Genomic DNA, 19,263 nt, shown 5'->3' on the forward strand with positions numbered 1-19,263 from the left:
GAGCAGGGCCGATTCCAGGTCACTCCTGACCATCCGCTGGCAACGCCGCAGGGATGGCAGGAAGCCAAGGATGTGGCCGGTACTTACATCGAGTGGACGCCGCAGCAGAAGCTGTGTCGCCAGCGCTGGCAACCGAACATCGGTTACGAATTCGGTTACGCGCTGGGAGCCCTTTGCTCCGACGGCACGGTCGGCGACCGGTACGTGTCGTTGGTGGTGAACGATCGCGACTTCGCGAAGAAGTTCGCCTACGCGCTCGACCAGGCCTTCGGCGTCGATGCCGAGATCGAAGAGATCGAGCGGCCGTCCGGTTACCTGCAACGCCAGGTCGAAGGCTTCCGCGTGCGAGTCGTTTCTTCCTACCTGGCGGACCTGGTGCGCCAGTACGTGGGAGGGGACGCGCACGATCAGCGGCAGCGGTTCCCGCGAGTCGTGATGTCGAACGAGATCACGTTCCGCGGTTTCCTGGATGCCTATGCCGACGGGGACGGGTTCCGGTCCAAGACCAGTCGCGGTCGGACGATCGCGAGCATGAACGCTGGCTTCCTGGAAGACGTTGCCCAGGTGATCGGCGCACGGTTCACGTCGAAGACTCCCGCGATCTCCCGGCTGTGGATCGCCGATGACTGGTTCTTGCGACACGGCTTCAGCCAGGAATCGCATCGGACCGACCTGATCGAGTCGCAGTGGGTCAAGGTCGAGTCGGTCCGGCACCTGGAGGCAACCGGTGCGAAGCCGTACACGGTTTATAGTTATAAATGCGATCCGCATCCGACGTTTCTAATTAATGGACATTTGACTCACAATTGCGAGCATCATCTTTTGCCATTTCATGGAGTTGCTCACGTTGGATATATTCCTAATGAACTGGGCCGGGTGACCGGGCTGTCCAAGCTGGCCAGGCTCGTCGATCTCTACGCCAAGCGCCCGCAGGTGCAGGAGCGGTTGACCTCGCAGGTCGCCGATGCGTTGGTGCGCCGGTTGGAGCCTCGCGGGGTGATCGTGGTGATCGACGCCGAGCACCTGTGCATGGGCATGCGCGGGGTTCGCAAGGCCGGTTCGACGACCACGACCTCCGCGGTGCGCGGTCAGTTCCGCAGCTCGGCTTCCTCGCGCTCCGAGGCGTTGTCGCTGATCAGGGGTCGATGATGCATTCGCTGTTGCCGCACCCGCCGCGCTGCGCGGTGATGGGCGTGCTCAACGTGACCCCGGATTCTTTCTCCGACGGCGGGCGCTACCTGGACCGGGCCGCGGCCGTCGCGCACGGCATCGAGATGCACCGGCTGGGCGCGGACATCATCGACGTGGGCGGTGAGTCGACCCGGCCCGGCTCGGAACGCGTCGACGCCGCCACCGAGATCGAGCGCGTGCTGCCGGTTGTGCGCGAGCTGGTCGCCGCCGGTGTTCCGGTGAGCGTGGACACCACCCGCGCCAAGGTCGCGGCGGTGACCGCAGAGGCCGGCGCGGTGATGATCAACGACATCTCGGGCGGCCTGGCCGACCCGGACATGGTGCACGTCGCGGCGGACACCGGGCTGCCGTGGGTGCTGATGCACTGGCGCGGCCACAGCAAGGACATGAACAGCCTCGCGGTGTACCAGGACGTCGTCGCGGAGGTGCGCGATGAGCTGCTGCAGCAGGTCGACACGGCGCTGACCGCCGGCGTGGCCGAGGACGCGATTGTGCTGGACCCGGGGCTCGGGTTCGCCAAGAGCGGGTCGCACGACTGGCAGCTGCTGCAGCGGCTCGACGTCTTCGTGGACCTGGGTTTTCCGGTGCTGGTCGGGGCCTCGCGCAAGCGGTTCCTCGGGCGGCTGCTGGCCGACGCCGATGGCAAGCCCCGACCGCCCGCCGGGCGGGAAACGGCGACGGCCGTGGTGTCGGCGCTGGCGGCGGATCGCGGGGCCTGGGGCGTGCGGGTGCATGACGTCCGGCAATCCTTGGACGCGGTCGCGGTGACCGCCGCGTGGCGCAATGGAGGGGAACTCGGTGGCTGACCGGATCACGTTGACCGGCCTGAAGGTGCGCGGCAACCACGGCGTCTTCGACCACGAGAAGCGCGACGGGCAGGACTTCTTCGTCGACATCACGGTTTGGCTCGACCTCGGGGACGCCGCCACGAGCGACGACCTGGCGAAGACACTGCACTACGGCGAGCTGGCCGAGCGGGCCGCGGCGATCGTCGCCGGGCCGCCGAAGGACCTGATCGAGGCGGTGGCCGGCGAGATCGCGGACGACATCATGTCCGACGAGCGGGTGCACGCCGCAGAGGTCACCATCCACAAGCCGAGCGCGCCGATCCCGCTGACCTTCGCGGACGTGGCGGTGACCATCCGCCGCTCCCGCCGCGGCGGTCGCGGCAACGTCGTCCCGGCGTGAGCCGTCGGGTCCGGGTTCCGCAGGTCGGGTGCCGTGAGTGCTTTTGGGTGCTATAGCGCCGAAAAGCACTCACGGGTCTTTTCAACAAAGGGTGCGCGATATCGGGAGGCTGCGATGAGCAGGGCGGTGCTTTCGCTCGGGTCGAACCTCGGGGACAGGCTGGCGTACCTCCGGCTCGCCGTCGAAGGCGTCTCGGACGTGCTGGTCGCGGCGTCCCCGGTGTACGAGACGGCGCCGTGGGGGGTCACCGACCAGCCGGACTTCCTCAACGCGGTGCTCATCGTGGAATCACCGGAGCTCGACGAGTGGGGCTGGTTGCGCCGGGGCCAAGCGCTGGAGCAGCAGGCGGAACGCCGCCGCGAACAGCGTTGGGGCCCTAGGACGTTGGACGTCGATGTGGTCACTGTGGACGGTGTCCGCAGCGAGGACCCCGAGCTGCTGCTGCCGCACCCCGGCACGCCGAGCCGCGCCACCGTGCTGATCCCGTGGCTGGCGATCGACCCGAACGCCGAACTGCCCGGCCACGGCCGCGTCGCGGACCTCCTGGAAGCCTTGCCCCGCAACGAGGTCGACGACGTCCACCTCCGCGCGGACCTGGCGCTTCGCTGATCGTCCACGAGGAATTTCTGGTGGCGCGCGATTTGCGCGTCACCCGGGCAGGGCGTGATTTCGCGAGAAATTGCGCCCGGCCCGGGTGATGCGCCGCTTAATCGTTCGACACGCGGAGGGCGGCGGCCAGCCATCGGGCGGTGGCCGCCGTGACCGGGTGCTTCGGCCAGTTGTTGATGGTCGCCAGCAGTTCCCAGTAGCGCGACATCCGCTCGTCGGTGCGGTTCTCGTAGTCCTCCGCGAGCTCGCGGCGGGACTCCGCGGTGTCGGCCCGGCCCCACAGCGCCATCATCCGCGTGGCCAGGGCCTGCGCCTCGGCGCCCTCCGGTGGCGTCCCCGACTCGACGAGCACCCGCGCCTCGTCGGTGACCGCCCACCACTTCTGCGCTTCTTCCTGGTCCGCCACCAGCGCTTCGCCGGCGTCGCGGCGGTCGGAGTGCTCCTGGTACAGCGCCCGGACGGCGCGCCGGAAGTCGGGTTCCCGCACCAGTTCGGCCAGCTCGATCCAGGCCTCCAGCTGCTCGGCCGTCGGGTCGGCGGGCAGGTTCGGTTTGGCCTGGCGCAGCCATTCGGTGAATCCCGGGGTGATGTTGAGGTCGTCCCCGCTGACCTCGTCCCAGAACTCGTCGATCAGCCGGTTGCGCTCCTCGTCGGACATCTGCGCCAGCTTGTGCATGAGTCGTACCTCCTCGGTCGATCGGTCGAGCTTCACGACCGCCCGCAGCACCGCCCGCCGGGTCTGCAGCACGCGGATCTGCTCCTCCAGCAGCTCCAGGTGCGTCTTGGCCAGGTTCGAGAGCGTGGTCTCGTTGGCGAGGAACCGTTGCACCTCGTCCAGCCCGGCGCCCAGCTCGCGCAGGGTGCGCACCAGTTCCAGCCGGCCGATGGCCGTCACGTCGTAGCGCCGGTAGCCGGCTGCGGTTCGGTCGGTGGGCGGCACCACGCCGCTGTCGGAGTAGAACCGGATCGTCTTAACGCTCAGCCCGGTTCGCCGGGCCAGCTCGCCGATCGTGTAGAGCACGGTGTCGTCCACGAGATTCACCTTCGACCCTCCAGTCGGTGGAGACTCAAGGGCATTTTCGCCCGCGGATGGTCCGGGCGGGGTGAGGTGCCATGCTGGGACCGTGGCACCACGACACGCAGAGCACCTGACCTTCACCAAGCCCCGGCAGCTCATCGTGGGCGGCTTGGCCGCGGCCGTCGTGGTCTACGTGCTCGCCAGGCTGGTGTACGGCGAGCTGCCGCCGCTGCCGCTGCTGGCCGGGGCGACGCTGCTGGTGATCGCGCTCATCGACCTGCTCCTGGCGTTGAACATGCGGCCGCGGGTCAAGCGCGAGCCGGGCACCGAACCGGTCGACGGGCTGACCGCCGCGCGCGCGGTCGCGTTGGCCAAGGCGTCGTCGCTGGCCGGCGCGATCATGGCCGGTGCGTGGGTGGGGCTGATCGCCTTCCTGCTGCCGCGGCTCGGCATCGTCGAGGCCGCCCGGGCGGACACCTTCGCCGCGGTGATCGGGGCGATCAGCGCGGGCGCGTTGATCGCGGCCGGGCTCTGGCTGGAGAGCTGCCTGCGCAATCCGGACGAGCCGGAAGAGCCTTATGACGACGAGGAATGAGCCGAGTCGTTCGGCCGTTCGGTCGGCGGTGCGCTGCGCCACACCGACCAAAGTGGAGACCGGTCTCTTCCCTTGAGGTCTCGACTTGATAACCGCCCGGTACCGTGGTGGCTATGTCCGAACGCGGCAGCACCGAATCCGGATCCCGCAGGGGGCGATCGACAGCTTTGTGGGTGCTCGTGCTAGTGCTCGCCGCGGCCGCCACGGCGGTCCTCGTGCTCACCAACGACGCCCGCCTGCTGCGCCTCGGGCTCGTTGCTGCGCTGTGGTCGGCGCTGATCGGGGCCTTCGCGGTCGCCAAGTTGCGCAACCGCATGGTGGAGGGCGAGCAGCATGCCGCGGACAGCCAGCGCATCTACGAGCTCGAACTGGAGCGGGAGATCGCGGCCCGCAGGGAGTTCGAGCTGGAGGCCGAGGCCGAGGCGCGGCGCAAGGCCGCCGAGGAGTCCGAGAGCGAGATGCAGGCGCTGCAGGCGGAGCTGCGCCGACTGCGCGAGAGCCTGGAGAAGGTGCTCGGCGGCGACGTGCTGTTCGAGCGGGTCGCGCTGCGCGCCGAATCCACCCGGGTCCGCTCGCTGCCCGACCGCGGCAAGGTGGAGGGCCAGCTCGTGCCGCCGCCGGCGCGCGAACTTCCCGCCGCACCAACGCCTTCCAACGGTGCCCAGCCCAACACCGAGCTGATCACCAGGTTGTCCGGGGAGCAGCCGGAGCGCCGGCCCAAGCAGCGGCAGCGGCCCAAGCCGCAGCCGGCCCAAGTGCAGCCGGCCCAGGTGCACCCGGCCCGCCCCGCCGCGGCCAAGCGCCCGGACAAGCGGCCGGACAAGGCGCACTACGAGCGCGCGGAGGCGCCACGTCGCGCCGAGCCGTCGGCGCCGTCGAAGGCCGAGCCCGAACCGGTCGCCCCGCTGCCGGAGCCCGATCCGGCGGGCGCGCACGCCGAGGGGACCTCGGTGAACGACTTGCTAGCCGCGTACGGGGGTACCTCCGATGCGCAACGCCGACGCCGCCGACGCGCCTGAGAAGGTGACTATCCGGGCACCGGTCCGAGCCGTTATCTAGGGTTTTGTCCGTGTCGAGTCCTGATCTCCAGAGACAGCCCGCCGATCTGTCCGGCGCGCGCAGGCTCCAGAGCCGCAAGCACCACGCCGTCGGATGGCCCGTCGCGGGCCTGATCGTGCTCGGAATCTGCGGGTTGGTGATGGTCGGCGTCACCACCTCGAAGGTCGGGGTGGCGCCGGCGCTGGTCGGGGCGGTGGCCGCCCTGCTGCCGGTGGGCGTGGTGTTCGCCGCGATCATCTGGATCGACCGCTGGGAGCCGGAACCGCCGATGCTGCTGCTCGGCGCGTTCCTGTGGGGCGCCGGCGGGGCGACCGCGTGTTCGCTGCTGCTCAACGACGCCATCACCGACCTCGGCAACGTCCTGTTCGGCCCGGACAACCGGTTTTTCCTCACGGCGGTGGCGGGCCCGCTGGTGGAGGAGGCGGCGAAGGCGCTGTTCGTCGTGGCGCTGTGGTTCCGCCGCCGGTCGGAGTTCAACGGGCTGGTCGACGGCATCGTCTACGCGTCGCTGACCGCGGCGGGCTTCGCCTTCACCGAGAACATCCTGTACTTCGGCAAGGCTTTCGCCGCCGGCGGGCTGGGCAGCGTAGGCGGCGGTGTCGTGGCGGTGTTCATCCTGCGCGGGGTGCTCGCGCCGTTCTCGCACCCGCTGTTCAGCTCGATGTTCGGCATCGGCGCCGGGTTGGCCTCGCGGACCGACAGCAAGCGGCTGCGGCTGCTGTACCTGCTGGTCGGGTTCGCCGGCGCGGTGCTGCTGCACGCGGTGTGGAACACGTCGACGCTGCTCGGCGGCACGGAGTTCCTGAACGTCTACTTCCTGATCATGGTGCCGATCTTCCTGGGCACCTTCTGGCTGGTGGTGTGGCAGCGCAAGCGGGAGCAGCGGATCGTCATCCAGCAGCTGCCGGTGCTGGAGCGGGCCGGGCTGATCGTGCGCAGCGAGATGGAGATGCTCGCGACGCTCGCGGGTCGGCGCGGCTGGCTGCGCAAGGTGCGGCGCAGCGCCGGGAACGAGGCGGCGAAGGCGGTGCGGGACTACCAGATCGCGGTCACCGAGCTGGCGTTCCTGCAGCACCGGGCCGCGCAGGGGCAGACCACCAGCGCGGCGCGCCGGGCTCGTCGCGAGAAGTTGATCGAGGACCTGAAGCAGGCGCGGCGGTCGGCGGCGGGCACCCACCAGGCGATCCAGACGGCCCGTATCAAGCTCACGGAGCTGACCAAGCACAACCTCCGGCGCCCGCCAGGCCCCAGGAACCCGAGGCCGCCGATCCAACGCTCCCGGGACTGAACGCGATTTCAATGGAAATCGGACCTTCGATTTCCATTGAAATCGCGGTCCTCCGGCGTGTCGGGCCGCGACACGCCGGAGGATGTGGACAACTCCGTGCGATTTCAATGGAAATTGGATCTTCGATTTCAATGGAAATTGCGGACCCAGGGGTGTGTCAGGACCTGGATTGCGTGGTTCTCGCCACCTGGGGGGCACGGCGGCGGGATCGGCGGGCTAGTCTCGCGCTGCTGTCTGGTACCCGGTGGTTGGGACTGGAACGGTAGGGGAGGACGAGGTGGTAATGGCTGCTGGTCGCACGGGCCCTCGGCTGCGGGTCGGAGTCATCTCGGCCGGCCGGGTCGGTGCCGTCCTGGGTGCGGCGCTGCAACGCGCGGGTCACCAGGTCGTCGCGGTCTCCGCGGTCTCCGAGGCATCGCTGCGCCGGGCCGGGGAACTGCTCCCCGGGGTCGCCGTGCTGCCGCCCGACGAGGTGGCCCTGCAGGCCGACCTGGTGCTGCTGGCGGTGCCGGACGACGCGATCGCCGGACTGGCCCGCGGTCTGGTCGCCACCGGATCCCTGCGCGCCGGGCAGATCCTCGCGCACACCTGCGGCGCGCACGGCGTGGACGTCCTCGCCCCGGCCGCCGACGTCGGCGTGCTGACCATGGCGCTGCACCCAGCCATGACCTTCACCGGCCGCGCGGAAGACGTCGAACGCCTCGCCAACGCTTGCATGGCCGTCACGGCGTCCGGTGTGGACGACGCGGGTTGGCACGTCGCGGAGGCGCTGGCGCTGGAGCTCGGGATGGAGCCGGTACGGGTGCCGGCGGAGTCCCGCCGCCTCTACCACGCCGCGCTCACCCACGGCGCCAACCACCTGATCACCCTGGTCAACGAGTGCGCCGAGCTGCTGCGCGGCGCGGGCATCGAAATCCCCGACCGGGTCATGGCACCGATCCTGTCCGCCTCGCTGGACAACGCGCTGCGCCTCGGAGACCGCGCCATCACCGGTCCGGTGATGCGCGGCGACGCCGGCACGGTCCGCGCGCACCTGGCCGCGCTGAGCGGGGAGAACCCCGAGACCGTGGCCAGCTACCGCGAGCTGGCGAAGCGGACCGCGGAGCGAGCCGAGCAGGCCGGGATCCTGCGTGCGGACGGGGCCGCGGCGGTCCGCGAAGCGCTGGACGAGGAGCCCGCGTGAGCAGCCCTGTGCAACCAAGGTCCTCCTCAACCGCACCCAAGGGGACCGTGACGCAAGCCAGCCACAAGAAACCACGAAACGCGAGGTTCGGGCTGGACGTAACCACCACTGCAAATCGCGGAGAGGCGGACCGGTCATGAGCGAAAGCCCGGGTTTCGCGCGGGGCGAGCTGACCGTGCACCGCGAGCCCACCGAACTGGCCAGGGTCACCCGCGCCCTGCGGGCCACCGGCCGCCGGATCCACCTGGTGCCGACGATGGGCGCGCTGCACCGCGGCCACCTGGAGCTGATCCGCCGGGCCCGGGACATCAACGCCGTCACCGTCGTGTCGATCTTCGTGAACCCGCTGCAGTTCGGGCCGAACGAGGACTTCGACCGCTACCCGCGCACCTTCGAGGCCGATCTGGAAGCGTGCCGGGCAGCCGGGGTGGAGCTGGTCTTCGCGCCGTCGGTCGATACGATGTACGGCCCCGACCCGCAGATCACCGTCCACTCCGGACCGCTGGGCGTGCAGCTGGAGGGCGCCTCCCGGCAGGGGCACTTCGACGGGATGCTCACCGTGGTCCTGAAGCTGCTCAACATCGTGCGGCCGGACCTGGCGTTCTTCGGCGAGAAGGACTACCAGCAGCTCGTGCTGCTCCGCCGGATGGCGCGGGAGCTGAACCTGGACGCCCGGATCCAGGGCATCCCCACCGTGCGGGAAGCGGACGGCTTGGCGCTGTCCTCCCGCAACGCCTACCTCAACGCCGAGCAGCGCGAGGCGGCGCTGGTGCTCTCCGCGTCGCTGACGGCCGCGGCGCACGCCGCGGCGGCGGGAGCGGATGCGGCACTCAAGGCCGCCGGTGCGGTGCTGGCCACGGAGCCGTCGGTGGATGTCGACTACCTGGAGCTGCGCGACACCGAGCTGGGCCCGGTCCCGGCAGAGGGTGAGGCGCGGCTGCTGGTGGCGGCCAAGGTCGGATCGACGAGGTTGATCGACAACGCGCTGGTGCTGCTGGGCAGCCCCGGCGTGTCCGAACAGAGGTGAAGCGGCGAACGCGCGGGTGCCCGTCGAGACGGATCGGGCGTCGCGCAAGATACGCCGGCAAACCGCGGTATCAGCAGTAGGAGGTCTGCGATGTTCCGCACCATGCTGAAGTCCAAGATCCACCGCGCCACGGTGACCCAGGCCGATCTGCACTACGTCGGTTCGGTGACCGTCGACGCTGACCTGATGGATGCCGCGGACCTGCTGGAAGGCGAGCAGGTCGCCATCGTCGACGTCACCAACGGCGCGCGGCTGGAGACCTACGTGATCACCGGCGAGCGTGGCTCGGGGGTGATCGGCATCAACGGCGCGGCCGCGCACCTGATCGAGCCCGGCGACATCGTGATCCTGCTGTCCTACGGCGTGATGGACGCGATGGAGGCGCGTTCGGTGCGACCGAAGGTGATCTTCGTCGACGCGGACAACCGGATCCTGGAGCGGGGCGAGGACCCGGGCAGCGCCCCGGCGGGTTCGGGTCTTACCAGCGCGGCGGTGCTCGCCGACCCGACGGCCGAGACGGACGACGCCGCGAAGCTCGACGCCCTCCTGCAACAGCCGGAGCACTGAGCTTTGCGGGGAGGGTTCGTGGTCGGTTTGCGTGGCGGGGTAGGGGAACCGCGGACGCCCTCTCGACTGCGGGATCCCCGGTGTCCAATAACGCGGCTTCGGGGCTGTCCTCGCGAGAAGAGCTCGGGGTGTGGGGTGTCCTCGCGATGTCTGAGAACCCGAGTTGAGTGCGCGGTGAAGGAGAAAGCGGCGCTTGCCTGACGTCAGAGCCCAGCCGAGCGCGGCAGGGCCGCCGCCCGCGTGATCGCTGACAACCGAAGGGACCAACGACGGTGCTGCTCGCCATCGACGTCGGAAACACCAACATCGTGCTCGGCCTCTACGCCGACCGCCCCGAGGTCGCGGACGCCGACGTCGCCACCACGCTGGTGCGGGACTGGCGGATGCGTACCGAGCCGCGGATGACCGCCGACGAGATGGCGCTGACGATGCGCGGGCTGCTCGGGGACTACGCGGACGAGATCACCGGCATCGCGGCGCTGTCCACAGTGCCCGCCCTGCTGCGCGAACTCCGCGTCATGCTGGGCCGCTACTGGGGTGACGTGCCGCGCGTGGTCGTCGAGCCGGGCGTGCGCACCGGGGTGCCGCTGCTGGTGGACAACCCGAAGGAGGTCGGTGCGGACCGGGTGATCAATACCCTGGCGGCGCACCACCTGCACGCCACCAACTGCGCGGTGGTCGACTTCGGCACTTCCACGAACATCGACGTCATCTCGGCCAAGGGCGAGTTCCTGGGTGGCGCGTTCGCCCCGGGCATCGAGATCTCGCTGGACGCGCTGGCCTCGCGGGCCGCGCAGCTGCGCAAGGTCGAGTTGGTCCGGCCGCGATCGGTGATCGGCAAGAACACCGTGGAGTGCCTGCAGTCCGGCATCCTGTTCGGCTTCGCGGGTCAGGTCGACGGCCTGGTGCGCCGCATCGTCGCGGAGCTGGAGTCCACCCACGGCGGCCCCACCACTGTCATCGCCACCGGCGGCCTGGCCCCGCTGGTGGTGACCGAGTCGACGACGATCACCCACCACGTTCCGGACCTGACCCTCCTCGGCCTCCGCCTCGTCTTCGACCGGAACTTCCGCTGACACCGGAGGTCCCGACTCGTCGGGATCCGCGAGGACTGGTCGTGCGCGAATCGGGGAGCCCGGAGCCGGGAAGGCGTCCGAGGTTCCAGCGCTCGCACCGCAGCGGGGCCGAGCGGGAACAGGTCAACTGCTGAAAGGGCTCCTGGTGGCGGGTGGTGGGAGGGCGAAACGTACCCTTGGAGGCCGTGACTGACCAGGACCTTCCCACCTCCCCGGCAACCAGCGCTGACGGCGTCGACGACCTGCCGGAACAGATGCGGATCCGGCGGGAGAAGCGGGAGCGCCTGCTCGCCGCCGGAGTCGACCCGTACCCGGTCAACCTGCCGATCACGCACAGTCTGTCCCAGGTGCGCGCCGCCCACCAGGACCTGGCGTCCGACACCGCCACCGGCGAGCAGGTCGGCGTCGCGGGCCGCGTGATGTTCTTGCGCAACACCGGAAAGCTCTGCTTCGCCACGCTGCGCGCCGGCGACGGCACCGAGCTGCAGGCGATGCTCAGCCTCAAGCAGATCGGCGAGGATGCCCTGGCGTCCTGGAAGAGCGACGTGGACCTCGGCGACCACGTCTTCGTGCACGGCGAGGTGATCACCTCCCGGCGCGGCGAGCTGTCCGTGATGGCCGACGAGTGGCGGATGGCGGCCAAGACGCTGCGCCCGCTGCCGGTGATGCACAAGGACCTCGGCGAGGAGACGCGGGTCCGGCAGCGCTACGTCGACCTGATCGTCCGCAAGCAGGCCGCCGACACGGTGCGCACTCGCGCCGCGATGCAGCGTTCGCTGCGCGATTCGTTCAATCGGCGCGGTTTTGTCGAGGTGGAAACCCCGATGTTGCAGACGTTGCAAGGCGGTGCCGCCGCGCGTCCGTTCACGACGCATTCCAACGCCTTCGACATGGACTTGTTCCTGCGGATCGCGCCGGAGTTGTATCTGAAGCGATGCGTCGTCGGCGGGATCGAGAAGGTTTTCGAGATCAACCGGAACTTTCGCAACGAGGGTAGTGATTCTTCCCACTCACCCGAGTTCGCGATGTTGGAGTTCTACCAGGCCTATGCGGATTACGACGACATGGCCGCGCTCACCACGTCGCTGATCCAGGAAGCTGCCGAAGTGGTCGCGGGTTCGCAGGTGGTCACCTGGTTCGACGGGACCGAGTACGACTTGTCCGGCGAGTGGGCGTCGATCAGGATGTACGACTCCTTGTCGGAAGCGCTGGATTCGGAGATCACTCCGGAAACTTCGGTCGAGGCGTTGCGCAAGCACGCGGACTCCTACGGATTGCAGACCGATCCCGCGCACGGTCACGGAAAGCTCGTCGAGGAGCTGTGGGAACACCTGGTAGGGGATCATTTGACCGCGCCCACCTTCGTTCGCGACTTCCCGGTGGAGACCTCGCCGTTGACCCGGCAACACCGCAGCGAGCCGGGGTTGGCGGAGAAATGGGACCTGTACGTTCGCGGGTTCGAGCTGGCCACCGGATACTCCGAACTCGTCGACCCGGTCGTGGAACGCGCCCGGCTCGAGGAGCAGGCCGCTCTCGCGGCCGCGGGTGATGACGAGGCTATGCCGATCGACGAGGACTTTCTCCGCGCGCTGGAGTACGGAATGCCACCCAGCGGTGGGGTCGGAATGGGTATCGACCGGTTGTTGATGGCGTTGACCGGGCTGGGTATCCGGGAGACGATCCTCTTCCCGCTGGTCCGCCCGGAATGACCCGATCAGGGCGGACACCGGTGAATTTTCTGGCCCGGGTGAGTGCAATAAGGCAGTTACTGCGCTAACCTGAGCTCAGAATGTTCCGGTGACGGCTATTGACGTACTCGCAAGGGAGTTGCGCTCCTGGCGGATGGTCGCCGTCCCGCTATTGCACAATTTTGGCTCCGGGGAGGACTTCGAAGATGGCGCAGAAGGTCACTGTCACTCTTGTCGACGATCTGGACGGCGGGCAGGCCGACGAAACCGTTGAGTTCGGATTGGACGGCGTCGCCTACCAGATCGACCTTTCCGTCGACAATGCCGGCGAGTTGCGGGATGCCCTGGCGAACTACGTCACCAACGCGCGTCGGGCCGGCGGCCGCAAGAAGCCGGGTCCGCGCCCGGGTGCCGCGGCGGTGCGTTCCGCCAGCGGTTCCACGAGTGCCGATCGCGAGCAGAACCAGGCCATTCGGGAATGGGCTCGCAAGCGCGGCCTGAAGGTGTCGGACCGGGGTCGTATCCCCGCCGACATCGTGGAGCAGTACCACCAGGCGAACTGAAGTAACCGCCGAGGGGCGTTTGCCGGGCTCACCAGCCGGCAAACGCCCCTCGTTGCGTTCGGATAACTCTATTCACCGCTTAGCGGGCGGAAAAGCGCGCGAGATCCTGTCCGATTGTCGCCTCCGTTGCACTTTTTCCCGGATGCTCCCGGCGTCGGTCGGCGTCGGTCGGCGTCGGTCGGCGTCGGTCGGGCGCCGAAATGTGACATCGGACAATCCGCACCACCCTGTTGGTTCATCCTTAGGTGGGCCTAACCTAAGTGCGGTCCGGAGGAGTGGCAGAGGGAGTGGGACGTGAGTCGCAGCGTGGCCGTCGGCAGCCCTCGCGCATCCGGGCACGGTGCGGCACCCACGTCCGCCGGCGGCACCCGCCTGCGACAACGCCGGCGCCGCCGGGTCATCGGCATCGCGGTCCTGCTGGTCGTGCTGGTGGTCGCCTGCGTGCTCAGCGTGGTGATCGGGGCCAAGACGATCCCGCTGCAGGACGTGTGGGCCGGGCTGTTCGCGCCGACCGGTACCGAGAACGACCTGATCATCCGCGAGCTGCGGGTGCCGCGCACGATCGTCGGCGTCCTCGCGGGCGCGGCGCTGGGCCTGGCGGGCGCGCTGATGCAGGGCCACACCCGCAACCCGATCGCCGACCCCGGCATCCTCGGCATCACGCAGGGCGCGGCGCTGGCCGTCGTCCTCGCGGTCTACACCTTCGGCGTCACCACGCTGCTCGGCTTCATCTGGTTCGGCTTCGCCGGCGCGCTGCTGGGCGCGCTCGCGGTGTTCGCGATCGGCTCCCTCGGCCGCGGCGGCCCGACACCGGTGGCGCTGGCGCTGGCCGGCACCGCGATCAGCCACCTGCTGCAGGCCATCGCCTCGGCGCTGGTGATCTCCGACCAGCAGACCATGGACACCTACCGGTTCTGGAAGGTCGGATCCATCGCGATCACCGACACCACGGTGATCCCCCAGGTGCTGCCGTTCCTGGTGGTGGGCGTCGGGCTGGCGCTGACCAACGCGTCCAGCCTCAACGCCCTGTCGCTGGGCGACGACGTGGCCCGCTCGCTCGGCCACCGCGTCGAGTGGGCGCGCCGGGCGGGCATCGCCGGGATCGCGATCCTGGTGGGCGGGGCGGTCGCGATCTGCGGGCCGATCGGGTTCGTCGGTCTGATCGTGCCGCACGTGGCCCGCTTCTTCACCGGTGCCGACTACCGCTGGCTGCTCCCATTCGCCGGGCTGCTGGGCGCGTCGCTGGTGCTGCTCGCCGACGTGCTCGGCCGGATCGTGGCGCGGCCGTCCGAGGTGCAGGTCGGGGTGATGCTGGCGATGGTCGGCGCGCCGTTCTTCATAGCGCTCGTGCGCCGCCGGAAGTTGGTGCGGTTGTGACCCGGGTTCTCGACAACGAGCAGTCAGGCATCGCCGGTCGCCGACCGGTCCGGCTCGGCCCGTTCTCCGGGGTGCTGCGCTGGCGGCCCCTGGTGGCGCTACTGGGCGGCCTGGTCGTGCTGCTCGCGGCCTTCGTGCTCAACGTCGGTCTCGGCGAGTACCAGATCAGCCCGCCGGAGGTGCTCAACACGCTGGTCGGCGGCGGCGACCGGGCGCAGCAGATCATCATCTGGGAGCTGCGCTTGCCGAGGTCGCTGACCGGTCTGCTGGTCGGCGCCGCGCTCGGCCTCTCCGGGGCGATCATGCAGGCGCTCGCCCGCAACCCGCTGGCCAGCCCGGACATGCTCGGCATCACCTGGGGCGCGGGCACCGCCGCGACCCTGGTGATCGTGCTCGGCGGCACGGCGGGCAGCCTCGCGGGCGCGCTGGCGAACTACGGCCTGCCGCTGGTGGCGCTGGCGGGCGGGCTGATCACCGGCATCGCGGTTTACGCGCTGGCCTACCGCCGCGGCGTGGACTCCTTCCGGCTGGTGCTGGTCGGCGTCGGTGTCAGCGCGCTGGCGGGCAACGCGACCTACTGGCTGCTGACCGTCGGCGACGTCACCGACGCGAGCCGGGCCATGGTGTGGCTGACGGGCAGCCTCAACGCGCGCGGCTGGGAACACGCAATCCCGGTGGCTATCGCACTCGTCGTGCTGATCCCGCCGACGCTGATCGGCACGCACGTGCTCGGGGCGCTGCAGTTCGACGACGACACGGTGCGCGGGCTGGGCGTCCGGATGGACTTCTCGCGCGGCGCGCTGCTGCTGGCCTCGGTCGCGCTCGCGTCGATCGCCACCGCCGCGGCCGGGCCGATCCAGTTCGTCGCGCTGGCCACCCCGCAGATCGCGCTGCGCGTCGCGCGCACCTCGCGCCCGCCGCTGCTCACCTCGGCGGTGCTGGGCGCCGCGCTGGTCGTCGGCTCCGACGTGATCTCCCGGACCGCCTTCGGCGGCATGGAGCTTCCGGTCGGCATCATCACCGCCATCCTCGGCGCTCCGTACCTGATCTACCTGCTCGTCCGTCGGTATCGGGAGGTCCGCGCATGACCGCATCCGCCACGTCCAGCGAGAAGGCCGAGGACCAGCGCGCCGTGTCGACCAACGGGGAACGGCAGCGGCTGCACGCCAGCGACCTGCAGCTGGCCTACGGCGACCGCGTCATCGTCGACGGCCTGGACTTCGACGTCGTGGACGGCACCATCACCGCGGTGATCGGCCCGAACGGCTGTGGCAAGTCGACGCTGCTGCGCGCGCTGGGGCGCCTGCTGCACCCGAAGCGCGGCAGCGTGCTGCTGGACGGCAAGCAGATCCACAAGCTGTCCACCAAGGAGGTCGCCAAGGTGCTCGGGGTGCTGCCGCAGTCGCCGGTGGCGCCCGAGGGCCTGACCGTTGCCGACCTGGTCGCCCGCGGTCGGCACCCGCACCAGTCCTGGTACCGGCAGTGGTCCTCGGACGACGAGTCGGCGGTGGCCGAGGCGCTGGGCATGACCGGCATCGAGGACCTCGCCGACCGCACCCTGGACGAGCTTTCCGGCGGCCAGCGGCAGCGCGCCTGGCTGTCCATGGCGTTGGCGCAGGGCACCGACCTGCTGCTGCTCGACGAGCCGACGACCTACCTCGACCTGTCCCACCAGGTGGACGTGCTGGAGCTCGTCGGGCGGCTGCACGACGAGAGCGGCCGTACGGTCGTGATGGTGCTGCACGACCTGAACCTGGCCGCCCGATACGCCGACCGCTTGGTGGCGATGAAGGGCGGCGCGATCGTCGCCGAGGGCGAGCCGGGTGACGTGCTAACCGAGGAGTTGTTGGCCGAGGTTTTCGAGCTGAACGCGCGGGTGATTGCTGATCCCGTGGCGGGTACCCCGATGGTGGTCCCGATCGGCGGCCGACGTGGTGCGTCCGCCGATCAGTCCGGCTCGTAGGGTTTGTTCGCGCTGAGCGGACAGGGCCATCCGATCGGTCGAAATCCGGAATCCCGCAGGCCAGCGGGTCGTTGGCCAGGGTGCCGGACAAGAATGTGGGCAGTAGGCCGTAGCGGGCACGGACCGCGACCGGGTGGGGCTACTACAGTGGTCCCCAAGAGTGCTGAACCCGTCGTGGGCATCGGCGATGCAGGAGCCGTGTCCCGGAACGAGACCGCCGGCGCAGCAGTCAGGGAGTGCGAATGTTCGAGAGGTTCACCGACCGCGCGAGGCGGGTGGTCGTCCTGGCCCAGGAAGAGGCCCGGATGCTCAACCACAATTACATCGGCACCGAGCACATTCTCCTGGGCTTGATCCACGAGGGTGAGGGTGTCGCCGCCAAGGCGTTGGAGTCGCTGGGTATCGCGCTTGAGGGCGTGCGCCAACAGGTCGAGGAGATCATCGGCCAGGGGCAGCAGGCCCCCAGCGGACACATCCCGTTCACCCCACGGGCCAAGAAGGTGCTGGAGCTGTCGCTGCGCGAGGCGCTGCAGCTCGGCCACAACTACATCGGCACGGAGCACATCCTGCTCGGGCTGATCCGCGAGGGCGAAGGCGTGGCCGCGCAGGTGCTCGTCAAGCTTGGTGCGGATTTGAACCGGGTGCGTCAGCAGGTGCTGCAGTTGCTGTCGGGTTACCAGGGCAAGGAGCCTGCTGAGGCCGGTGGCCGCGGTGAGGGCACGCCGTCGTCGTCGCTGGTGCTGGACCAGTTCGGGCGGAACCTGACGCAGAGCGCCCGCGAGGGCAAGCTGGACCCGGTGATCGGCCGGGAGAAGGAAATCGAGCGGATCATGCAGGTCCTCTCGCGGCGCACCAAGAACAACCCGGTGCTCATCGGGGAGGCCGGTGTCGGTAAGACGGCGGTCGTGGAGGGCTTGGCGCAGAAGGTCGTCAAGGGCGAGGTGCCCGAGACGCTGAAGGACAAGCAGCTCTACACCCTGGATCTGGGGTCGCTGGTCGCTGGTTCGCGTTACCGCGGTGATTTCGAAGAGCGCTTGAAGAAGGTGCTCAAGGAGATCAAGACCCGCGGCGACATCATCTTGTTCATCGACGAGATCCACACTCTGGTGGGTGCGGGTGCCGCCGAGGGCGCGATTGATGCCGCGAGCATCCTCAAGCCGATGCTGGCCCGTGGTGAGTTGCAGACCATTGGTGCCACCACGCTGGAGGAGTACCGCAAGTACGTGGAGAAGGACCCGGCGTTGGAGCGCCGGTTCCAGCCGATCCAGGTCGGTGAGCCGTCGTTGCAGCACACGGTGGAGATCCTCAAGGGTCTGCGGGACCGCTACGAGGCGCACCACCGGGTGTCGATCACGGATTCGGCGCTGGTGGCGGCGGCGAGTCTGGCCGACCGCTACATCAACGACCGGTTCCTGCCGGACAAGGCGATCGACTTGATCGATGAGGCCGGTGCCCGGATGCGGATCCGCCGGATGACCGCGCCGCCGGACCTGCGGGAGTTCGACGAGAAGATCGCTGATGTGCGTCGGGAGAAGGAGTCCGCGATCGACGCGCAGGACTTCGAGCGGGCCGCCCGCCTGCGGGACGAGGAGAAGCAGCTCCTCGGCCAGAAGGAGGAGCGGGAGAAGCAGTGGAAGGCCGGTGACCTGGACGTGGTCGCCGAGGTCGACGACGAGCAGATCGCCGAGGTGCTGGCGAACTGGACGGGTATCCCGGTGTTCAAGCTCACCGAGGAGGAGACGACCCGGCTGCTGCGCATGGAGGACGAGCTCCACAAGCGCATCATCGGCCAGGACGACGCGGTCAAGGCCGTGTCGCAGGCGATCCGCCGTACCCGTGCGGGCCTGAAGGACCCGAAGCGTCCGTCGGGGTCGTTCATCTTCGCCGGTCCCTCGGGTGTCGGGAAGACGGAGCTGTCCAAGGCGTTGGCGGAGTTCCTCTTCGGTGACGACGACGCGCTGGTGCAGATCGACATGGGCGAGTTCCACGACCGCTACACCGCGTCGCGGCTCTTCGGTGCCCCGCCCGGGTACGTCGGTTACGAGGAGGGTGGTCAGCTCACCGAGAAGGTGCGGCGCAAGCCGTTCTCGGTGGTGCTCTTCGACGAGATCGAGAAGGCCCACCAAGAGATCTACAACACGCTGTTGCAGGTGTTGGAGGACGGTCGGCTGACCGACGGTCAGGGCCGGACGGTGGACTTCAAGAACACGGTGCTGATCTTCACCTCGAACCTCGGTACGCAGGACATCTCCAAGGCTGTTGGTCTGGGCTTCTCCAGTGGTCAGGGCGCCGATTCCAACTACGAGCGGATGAAGAACAAGGTCAACGAGGAAATGAAGAAGCATTTCCGGCCGGAGTTCCTCAACCGCATCGATGATGTGATCGTGTTCCACCAGCTCACCGAGGCCCAGATCATCCAGATGGTTGATCTGCTCTCGGGCCGGGTGGAGAAGGCGCTCAAGGCCAAGGACATGGGCTTGGAGCTGACGGACAAGGCGAAGAAGTTGCTGGCCAAGCGCGGGTTCGACCCGGTGCTGGGTGCGCGGCCGCTGCGCCGGACGATCCAGCGGGAGATCGAGGACAAGCTTTCCGAGAAGATCCTCTTCGGCGAGGTCCAGCCGGGCCAGATCGTGATCGTCGACGTCGAGGGCTGGGACGGCGAAGGAGCCGACGACAAGGCGCACTTCACCTTCCGCGGCGAGCAGAAGCCGTCGCTGGTCCCGGACGCCCCGCCGGTCGCGGTCTCGGCGAGCTCCGACGACAAGCAGGAGGGCACGGACACCGAGTCCGCCTGATGCACCACCAGAAGGCCCCGCTTCCCGCGCCCGGGAGGCGGGGCCTTCTGGATTGGGTTCAAACCGATCGGGTGAT

The 19,263-nt window shown here is 69.1% G+C and carries 17 protein-coding genes and 1 pseudogene; 17 read left to right on the forward strand and 1 reads right to left on the reverse strand.

From position 1 onward, the window contains the following. Positions 1–807: 807 nt before the first annotated feature. The 4 genes and pseudogenes from folE to folK form a co-directional block, all read left to right on the forward strand. A pseudogene (folE, locus tag FDZ84_RS13800) lies at positions 808–1,149 on the forward strand (GTP cyclohydrolase I); the annotation flags it as partial. Continuing rightward, the gene (gene folP / locus FDZ84_RS13805; RefSeq protein WP_168586218.1) at positions 1,146–1,997 is read left to right on the forward strand and encodes a dihydropteroate synthase; all 852 of its coding nucleotides are present in this window, start codon (positions 1,146–1,148) and stop codon (positions 1,995–1,997) included. The pseudogene folE and the gene folP, both read left to right, overlap by 4 nt. Further along, positions 1,990–2,379 carry a dihydroneopterin aldolase gene (folB, locus tag FDZ84_RS13810; protein WP_168586219.1) on the forward strand — a complete coding sequence of 130 codons (390 nt, stop codon included), beginning with the start codon at positions 1,990–1,992 and terminating at the stop codon, positions 2,377–2,379. The genes folP and folB overlap by 8 nt, the downstream gene beginning before the upstream one ends. Positions 2,380–2,493: 114 nt before the next feature. Continuing rightward, positions 2,494–2,988, forward strand: coding sequence for a 2-amino-4-hydroxy-6-hydroxymethyldihydropteridine diphosphokinase (gene folK / locus FDZ84_RS13815; protein WP_168586220.1), 495 nt, complete (start codon positions 2,494–2,496; stop codon positions 2,986–2,988). Positions 2,989–3,085: 97 nt separating this feature from the next. Here folK and FDZ84_RS13820 read toward each other — a convergent pair whose 3' ends face one another. Then, positions 3,086–4,021 (reverse strand): MerR family transcriptional regulator, encoded by a 936-nt coding sequence (locus FDZ84_RS13820; RefSeq protein WP_168586221.1) that lies wholly within the window; start codon positions 4,019–4,021, stop codon positions 3,086–3,088. A gap of 91 nt (positions 4,022–4,112) precedes the next feature. On the opposite strand from FDZ84_RS13820, the gene FDZ84_RS13825 reads away from it, so the two are divergent. From FDZ84_RS13825 to FDZ84_RS13885, 13 genes are all read left to right on the forward strand, one after another. After that, positions 4,113–4,601, forward strand: a complete 489-nt coding sequence (locus tag FDZ84_RS13825; protein ID WP_371812855.1) for a DUF3180 domain-containing protein — start codon at positions 4,113–4,115, stop codon at positions 4,599–4,601. 173 nt (positions 4,602–4,774) lie between these two features. Continuing rightward, positions 4,775–5,620 carry a DUF6779 domain-containing protein gene (locus FDZ84_RS13830; protein ID WP_246869000.1) on the forward strand — a complete coding sequence of 282 codons (846 nt, stop codon included), beginning with the start codon at positions 4,775–4,777 and terminating at the stop codon, positions 5,618–5,620. Between the two features lie 50 nt (positions 5,621–5,670). Then, positions 5,671–6,948, forward strand: a complete 1,278-nt coding sequence (locus FDZ84_RS13835; RefSeq protein ID WP_168586223.1) for a PrsW family intramembrane metalloprotease — start codon at positions 5,671–5,673, stop codon at positions 6,946–6,948. A gap of 283 nt (positions 6,949–7,231) precedes the next feature. After that, a complete protein-coding gene (locus FDZ84_RS13840) occupies positions 7,232–8,131 on the forward strand; it encodes a Rossmann-like and DUF2520 domain-containing protein (RefSeq protein WP_168586224.1) in 900 nt (299 codons plus the stop codon). Between the two features lie 136 nt (positions 8,132–8,267). After that, entirely contained in the window at positions 8,268–9,158 is an 891-nt protein-coding gene (gene panC / locus FDZ84_RS13845) for a pantoate--beta-alanine ligase (protein ID WP_168586225.1), read from the forward strand. 90 nt (positions 9,159–9,248) lie between these two features. Then, the gene (gene panD / locus FDZ84_RS13850) at positions 9,249–9,725 is read left to right on the forward strand and encodes an aspartate 1-decarboxylase (protein ID WP_168586226.1); all 477 of its coding nucleotides are present in this window, start codon (positions 9,249–9,251) and stop codon (positions 9,723–9,725) included. A 272-nt stretch (positions 9,726–9,997) separates the two neighbouring features. Beyond that, entirely contained in the window at positions 9,998–10,801 is an 804-nt protein-coding gene (locus FDZ84_RS13855) for a type III pantothenate kinase (RefSeq protein WP_168586227.1), read from the forward strand. Between the two features lie 254 nt (positions 10,802–11,055). Further along, positions 11,056–12,510 carry a lysine--tRNA ligase gene (gene lysS / locus FDZ84_RS13860; protein WP_210435699.1) on the forward strand — a complete coding sequence of 485 codons (1,455 nt, stop codon included), beginning with the start codon at positions 11,056–11,058 and terminating at the stop codon, positions 12,508–12,510. Between the two features lie 185 nt (positions 12,511–12,695). Beyond that, a complete protein-coding gene (locus FDZ84_RS13865) occupies positions 12,696–13,052 on the forward strand; it encodes an Lsr2 family protein (RefSeq protein ID WP_168586229.1) in 357 nt (118 codons plus the stop codon). 294 nt (positions 13,053–13,346) lie between these two features. Continuing rightward, complete coding sequence (locus tag FDZ84_RS13870; RefSeq protein ID WP_246869001.1) at positions 13,347–14,429, forward strand: iron ABC transporter permease; 1,083 nt, start codon at positions 13,347–13,349, stop codon at positions 14,427–14,429. Next, positions 14,426–15,517, forward strand: a complete 1,092-nt coding sequence (locus tag FDZ84_RS13875; RefSeq protein ID WP_168586230.1) for an iron chelate uptake ABC transporter family permease subunit — start codon at positions 14,426–14,428, stop codon at positions 15,515–15,517. Before FDZ84_RS13870 ends, FDZ84_RS13875 begins: the two co-directional genes overlap by 4 nt. Further along, positions 15,514–16,392: an ABC transporter ATP-binding protein gene (locus FDZ84_RS13880; protein WP_246869002.1), complete on the forward strand. Its 879-nt coding sequence runs from the start codon at positions 15,514–15,516 to the stop codon at positions 16,390–16,392. The genes FDZ84_RS13875 and FDZ84_RS13880 overlap by 4 nt, the downstream gene beginning before the upstream one ends. Positions 16,393–16,634: 242 nt before the next feature. Next, the gene (locus FDZ84_RS13885; RefSeq protein ID WP_168586231.1) at positions 16,635–19,187 is read left to right on the forward strand and encodes an ATP-dependent Clp protease ATP-binding subunit; all 2,553 of its coding nucleotides are present in this window, start codon (positions 16,635–16,637) and stop codon (positions 19,185–19,187) included. Positions 19,188–19,263: the final 76 nt, after the last annotated feature.

The organism is Saccharopolyspora sp. ASAGF58 (assembly GCF_012277335.1).
Taxonomy (GTDB): domain Bacteria; phylum Actinomycetota; class Actinomycetes; order Mycobacteriales; family Pseudonocardiaceae; genus Saccharopolyspora; species Saccharopolyspora hattusasensis.